This window comes from Aquabacterium sp. (assembly GCF_004297345.1).
Classification (GTDB): Bacteria; Pseudomonadota; Gammaproteobacteria; order Burkholderiales; family Burkholderiaceae_C; genus Aquabacterium.
This window is the reverse complement of the sequence record NZ_SCTN01000396.1, coordinates 1-6142: the sequence shown is the minus strand read 5'-3', so window position 1 is coordinate 6142 and position 6142 is coordinate 1. Positions and strand designations below refer to the sequence as shown.

Annotated in this window: 9 protein-coding genes; 7 read left to right on the top strand and 2 right to left on the bottom strand. The window is 56.9% G+C overall.

The annotated features are described in order from the left end of the window. Nucleotides 1-94: 94 nt before the first annotated feature. Nucleotides 95-247 (bottom strand): hypothetical protein, encoded by a 153-nt coding sequence (locus tag EPO09_RS15310; RefSeq protein WP_290644194.1) that lies wholly within the window; start codon nucleotides 245-247, stop codon nucleotides 95-97. 289 nt (nucleotides 248-536) lie between these two features. Here EPO09_RS15310 and EPO09_RS15305 point away from each other — a divergent pair, with 289 nt between their 5' ends. From EPO09_RS15305 to EPO09_RS15275, 7 genes are all read left to right on the top strand, one after another. Continuing rightward, complete coding sequence (locus EPO09_RS15305) at nucleotides 537-872, top strand: PepSY domain-containing protein (protein ID WP_290644193.1); 336 nt, start codon at nucleotides 537-539, stop codon at nucleotides 870-872. A gap of 56 nt (nucleotides 873-928) precedes the next feature. Beyond that, complete coding sequence (locus tag EPO09_RS15300; RefSeq protein WP_290644192.1) at nucleotides 929-1525, top strand: undecaprenyl-diphosphatase; 597 nt, start codon at nucleotides 929-931, stop codon at nucleotides 1523-1525. Nucleotides 1526-1595: 70 nt separating this feature from the next. After that, nucleotides 1596-2378, top strand: a complete 783-nt coding sequence (locus tag EPO09_RS15295; protein WP_290644191.1) for a hypothetical protein — start codon at nucleotides 1596-1598, stop codon at nucleotides 2376-2378. 21 nt (nucleotides 2379-2399) lie between these two features. Beyond that, on the top strand, nucleotides 2400-2846 hold the full coding sequence (locus EPO09_RS15290; protein WP_290644190.1) for a hypothetical protein: 447 nt from the start codon (nucleotides 2400-2402) through the stop codon (nucleotides 2844-2846). Between the two features lie 14 nt (nucleotides 2847-2860). Continuing rightward, entirely contained in the window at nucleotides 2861-3619 is a 759-nt protein-coding gene (locus EPO09_RS15285; RefSeq protein WP_290644195.1) for a hypothetical protein, read from the top strand. 25 nt (nucleotides 3620-3644) lie between these two features. After that, a complete protein-coding gene (locus tag EPO09_RS15280; RefSeq protein ID WP_290644189.1) occupies nucleotides 3645-4310 on the top strand; it encodes a response regulator transcription factor in 666 nt (221 codons plus the stop codon). Continuing rightward, nucleotides 4286-5671 carry an ATP-binding protein gene (locus tag EPO09_RS15275; protein ID WP_290644188.1) on the top strand — a complete coding sequence of 462 codons (1386 nt, stop codon included), beginning with the start codon at nucleotides 4286-4288 and terminating at the stop codon, nucleotides 5669-5671. Before EPO09_RS15280 ends, EPO09_RS15275 begins: the two co-directional genes overlap by 25 nt. Nucleotides 5672-5744: 73 nt before the next feature. Here the strand turns inward: EPO09_RS15275 and EPO09_RS15270 are convergent, their stop codons facing one another. Continuing rightward, nucleotides 5745-6050 (bottom strand): hypothetical protein, encoded by a 306-nt coding sequence (locus EPO09_RS15270; protein WP_290644187.1) that lies wholly within the window; start codon nucleotides 6048-6050, stop codon nucleotides 5745-5747. Nucleotides 6051-6142 lie beyond the last annotated feature (92 nt).

The following is a 6142-nucleotide window of genomic DNA, read 5'->3' as shown; positions in this document are numbered from 1 at the left end:
TAGATGCATCCCAAAGCCTTGCCATGTCAGCGCCCGCAATTGCATTGCGGCAGATGAATTGATAGCACTCATCAAGGGTTGCCGGACCACCCCGTCAACCCTGATGAATGACATGCATAAACAAAATCGACAATGCGACGTCACTGTCCCCGTCGTCCGTCTGCTCAACAAACCAGGCCTGTACTGCCTGTACCAAGACCAGCGTAGAAAGAATCAGAATCAAAAAGGTCATCAAATTGCGCAGCATGGTCGTCTGGTAAGTGGGCAACAAAATTACAGGCTATGGATGAACACTTAGCTCTGAATTAGTCCTACCTATCAGGGCGATCGGTTTCCGTTCAGAAAGTCCCTCCTTCGGTTTCGCGAAAGCCCTGAGTTCCGCGCGCTCCATTGGCATGGTCACGAGCAACGGCCTCAGTCATGCCCGTGACTGACAACACTTGACGCATGCGTCGTCCGGTTTGGCTAAGTACCAGCTAAGTCTGCTTCCCTAGCCTCTTCATTGCGCAATTCCCGCGCTCTTTTGGATAGGCAGCATGACCCGCTACACCAGGCCGTCACTTCTGGGCATCGCTATTGCTGCAGCCTGCGCGGTTGCCTACGCAGCCAAAGACAGCATAGAAAACGACGCCATGGCAATCGCCAAGGCCAAGATTTCACTCACCCAAGCTGTCACCATTGCCGAACGACATGCCAATGGCAAGGCAGCGCGCGCCGAGTACGAGAACTCGAAGCAAGGCTGGGTATTTGACGTGGAAGTCGTCAGCGGTGCCAAGGTCTTCGATGTCAGGGTTGATGCCAACGGGGGCAAAGTCATTTCGTCCGTCGAGGATAAATCGGATCGCGATGACGTCCACGACAAGAAAGACTGACAGCGCACCAGAACGGTCGGATCATCTGTTGTGCATTGGTTCGACCCGGAGACTTCATGGAAAACCTCAATCACGCACTCTATTTCTGGCTCAACGCGCCTGAGCATCCGAACACTTTGGTGTTGATGATGGCGGTGTTCGTTGCCGAATGGCTCATCTGGACGGTTCCGCTCGGAATCGGCATTGGCTGGCTGCGCGGCAAAGAGAACACTCGCAAAGTGATGCATATCGCTACTGCAGCGGGGATGCTGGGCCTGTTTGTCAACCAGATCATCGGCTTGGCTTGGTTGCACCCTCGGCCTTTCATGATCGGGCTGGGCCACACCTTCCTTCCTCATGTCAACGATTCGTCATTCCCAAGCGACCATCTGACGCTGTGGTGGGCCGTGGCCTTCAGTTTTTTGATGCAGCAACGCCAAAGAACCGTAGGTATCGCCATGGCCTTGTTCGGTGTACCCATCGCTTGGGCACGTATCTATCTGGGTGTCCACTTCCCGCTCGATATGCTCGGAGCAGTCGTGGTGGCCACGCTCAGTGCATGGCTGGCAATGCATGGCGCACGTTGGTACCTGATGCCAGCCTATCGCCTTGCCATCGACATCTATTACGCGCTTTTCGGCAGCCTGATTGAGAGGGGCTGGTTCAGCGAATGAGGGCCTATGGTCAGGCTAAGTCTGCCTGGTCACACTGATAGCGATCCATGATATCGGCTGACAACAAACCATGAACAAAGCGCTTGCAATCAGATCCACGGACTGGCTCAACAAAGTCCCTGAAGTCACGCTTTCGTTCTGGATCATCAAGGTCATGTCCACCACGGTCGGCGAAACGGGAGCCGACTATCTGGCGGTCAACGCTGGCTGGGGCCAAGGTGCGACTCGTACGCTCATGGCTGCCTTGCTGGCAGCTGCCTTGTTCACTCAGTTGCGCACCCGACGCTACACCCCCTGGATTTACTGGCTCACGGTGGTGCTGGTCAGCGTGGTCGGCACCCAGATCACCGACCTCCTGACCGATGGCCTGAGCGTCAGTCTGTACGTCAGCACGTCAGTCTTTGCCGTGATGCTTGCCGCGATTTTCTTCGTCTGGTACCGGGTCGAGCGCACCCTTTCCATCCACGACATCGTGACGCGCAGACGGGAGCTGTTTTATTGGGCAGCCGTTCTTTGCACGTTTGCACTGGGTACCGCTGCAGGTGATCTGGCCACTGAGGCCTTGGGGCTGGGATTCATCTGGGGCGCAATCGCCTTTGGTGCGCTGATTGGCGTCGCGTACTTCCTGTGGCTCATGGGCGGCAACGCCGTGCTGACTTTCTGGATCGCCTACATTTTGACCCGCCCCTTCGGAGCCGCGCTCGGCGACCTGCTGACACAGGCCAAGTCCTACGGCGGCCTGGGTATGGGTGCCATGAGGACAAGTGCGCTATTCCTTACGGTGATCGTCATGCTGGTAGCCGTCGCCCAGGTCAGCATGAATGCCGGCCGGTCGGCACAAGCCAACGAATAGCGCTCTTTCCAAGGAGAAATCATGCACACACTGCACCACCTCGTTCGTCCTATAGCTACCGCAATGGCTGCCATGTTCCTGACCCTGGCTGCCGGCTGCTCCAAACCCGTCGATCAAGGCGGCGCTGCCTCTGCAACGTTCCCTAAAGCTGCCAACGCATCTCAGGCAAAGGCAGCATCCAAACTCGGCGATCTGACCGAGTTTCGCAACATCGCAAACGACGTTGTCGCCATGGTGGACAAGGGCAATCTGCCTGCAGCAAAGGCCCGTATCAAGGATTTGGAAGTTGCATGGGATGCGGCCGAAGCGGGACTGAAACCCCGGGCCGCCGATGACTGGCATGTTCTGGACAAAGCCATTGACCACGCATTGGCTTCACTGCGCGCAGATGCGCCGACTCAAGCCGATTGCAAAGCGACCATGGATACGATGCTGAAAACCTTCGATACGCTTCAAGGCAAGAACTAAGTAACGAGCGCCCCATGAAAACATCAATAGAACACACTCTGGCCAAAGTCCCCGAAGTCACACTGGGATTTTGGCTGATCAAGATTGCCGCGACCACGCTGGGCGAGACCGGCGGTGATGCCGCCTCCATGTCCATGCACCTGGGCTATCTGGTCAGCACGGGCATCTTCGCGGCGATCTTCCTGGCTTGCGTGATTGCGCAGATCAAAGCCAAGGGGTTCCACCCCTTCCTGTACTGGACCACCATCATTGCCACCACCACGGTCGGTACAACGCTTGCCGATTTTGCAGATCGCTCGCTTGGCATCGGGTACGCAGGCGGTTCAAGCTTACTGCTGGCCTTACTGCTTGGCTCGCTCTTGGTTTGGCATCGCACTTTGGGTTCCGTGTCGGTGAGCACGGTCAGTTCGCCCAAAGCTGAAGCCTTCTACTGGTTGACAATCATGTTCTCTCAGACCTTGGGCACCGCACTGGGCGACTGGACAGCCGACACGATGGGCTTGGGCTACACCGGTGCTGCCATCGTTTTTGGAGGACTGCTTGCCTTAACCATGGCGGCCTACTTCTGGAGCAGCGTGTCTCCTACGCTGTTGTTCTGGGCCGCATTCATCTTGACGCGCCCGCTGGGTGCTGTGGTCGGCGATTTTTTGGACAAGCCACTGAGTTCGGGAGGTTTGGCGCTGAGTCGCTACAGCGCATCTGCTGCACTTTTTGCCTTCATCCTGACCAGCGTCCTGGTGTTCAGGCAACGGCCAGCCCAGGCCTCGCATTGAACAACGAAAATTGAATGGAGGGGGCATGCGGATACTTCTGATCGAAGACGACCCTATGATCGGTGAAGCGATCCAAGGCGCCTTGAAAGATGCCTCCTATGCCGCTGACTGGGTTAAGAACGGAAAGACTGCCCTCACAACGCTGGGTTGTCAACACTATGACCTGGTGCTGCTCGACCTGGGTCTGCCCGGTAAGGACGGCATGAGCGTATTGGCCGACATCCGCACCAAAAGCAATCCGATTCCTTTGCTCATCATCACCGCTCGCGATGGCCTTGATGACCGCCTGCGTGGCCTGGACGGTGGCGCCGACGATTACGTGCTCAAGCCCTTCGAGATGGCTGAACTGCTCGCGCGGATGCGAGCCGTGCTGCGGCGCAAAGGCGGAAGCGCCGCGCCCGTTCTGAGCAATGGCATGGTGTCGCTCGATCCGACCACGAGAGCGGCCACCACCCATGGCGGCACCACGGTGCAACTGTCCAACCGTGAGTTTGCGCTGCTGCAAGCCTTGCTGGTTCGACCGGGCGCCATCCTGTCACGTGGCGAGCTGGAGGATCGAATCTACGGCTGGGGAGAAGAGGTCGAAAGCAATGCGGTCGAGTATCTGATTCACGCGTTGCGACGCAAGATCGGCAGCGAGGTCATCAAGAACGTCAGGGGCGTGGGATGGATGGTTTCAAAAAGCGCTTGAACGAGTCTATTCAGCTCAAGCTGTCCTTCACCTTGTCTTTGGCCATTCTTGTCGTTGCCATCCTGGCTGGGGTCTTCTCGTTCATGTCCGCTTTCTACGAGGCGCACGAACTGCAAGATGATGTCCTTCGCCAGGTGGCACAACTGATGGATCGGCAGCGCTTGCTGCCCCAGCATCCATCCACTGATGGCCGACTCAAAGACAGCGATGAAGAATCGCGCGTGATCGTCCAACGCTTGGGTGAAAGCAACCCAACTCTTGTGAGCGTGGATGATGGCGGATTGTTACCCCTGCCTATGACACTGGCTGATGGCTTGCATACGCTGGACGCCGGCGGTGAGACGTTCCGTGTGCTGGTCAAAACAACAACCGTTGGCGAGCGGATTGCTGTAGCTCAGGAGTCTGGTTTCCGCAATGAGATTGCCCGTGATAGCGCCTTGCGTACCGTCATGCCATTCCTGATTCTCGTGCCGATCCTGTTGCTGATCGTTGCAGACCTAGTTCGCAAGATGTTCCGGCCTATTGCCACACTGTCCAAAGAAGTCGACCAACGTGCCGAGCAGGAGTTGCATGCCGTGGAAGAAGAACATCTTCCCATTGAGGTGCGCCCGTTTGCTGTTGCCATCAATCGCCTGCTTGCCCGCGTTGATCAGTCGATGAATGCCCAGCGCCGCTTCATAGCGGATGCTGCGCACGAGCTACGTTCTCCTTTAACGGCCCTCTCTTTGCAAGCAGAGCGGCTGGCGGATACGGAAATGTCTGACCTGGCGCTTGAGCGACTGATGGTGCTTCGCCAAGGCATTGAACGCGGCAGAAGCTTGCTGGATCAGCTCCTGACTTTGGCCAAGGCGCAGTCACCGACTGAATTGCCAAAGTCGCCTGTGTCCATTCAAGGCATCTATCGCCGTGTATTGGAGGACCTCATGCCGCTGGCAGAGGCCAAGTACATCGACATTGGCGTCGAGGGGGCACAAGACGCACTGGTGTGGGTCAGCGAGATGGATGTGGTTGCTGTGGTCAAGAACTTGGTCGACAACGCCATCCGCTATACCCCGCCAGGAGGTCGAGTCGATTTATCGTTCAGCTTGGCGCAAGGACATGTCGTACTGCGTGTCCAAGACACTGGGCCAGGAATTCCTATCGCTGAACGAGCTCGGGTTTTTGACCCTTTCTACCGCGCACTGGGCAGCGATCAGATCGGCTCTGGCTTGGGTCTTTCCATTGTCCAAGCGATTGCCAACCGCATCGGTGCAGAAATCCGCTTGGAGTTCTCTGACGAAGAGAACCAAACTGGCTTGAGCGTAGCTGTCCTCATTCCCATCGCGGGTGCGTCTGACGCGGAAAAATCGCTGCCTGGATAGGCGGTGGACCAGGGCGGCAAGAAAAAATGTTCTGGCTCAGTGTGTTCTTACACAGATAGCCCCAGGCTCAACTTCAGCACGCCGCGGATGAACCGAATACCTGGATACCTTCACCAAGTGGATCCACATCATGGTTTCCAGCGTTTCGAATATGCCGCGCCCCAGCGCACCGCCTACGCAAGCAGTTCAGCCAACCAAGGTCGATGCTGATGGCGACCATGACGGTGACAAAGCCCCCAAAGCCACTTCGACTGCTCGCCCACAGCCCCATATTTCCAAGCCTACAGCAACGATGGGCAATCACGTGAATACGGTCGCCTGAGGCTTTCTCAATCTCAAATTGTAAAAGGCGCATGTCAACTCCATGCGCCTTTTTCATGTCTTCACCTTCGTGAAATGGTGCGCACTAGCATGAGCGCTGTCTCCGCGCTCGGGGTTCACGACGTGATCGACCGCTGACCGGTCCACACG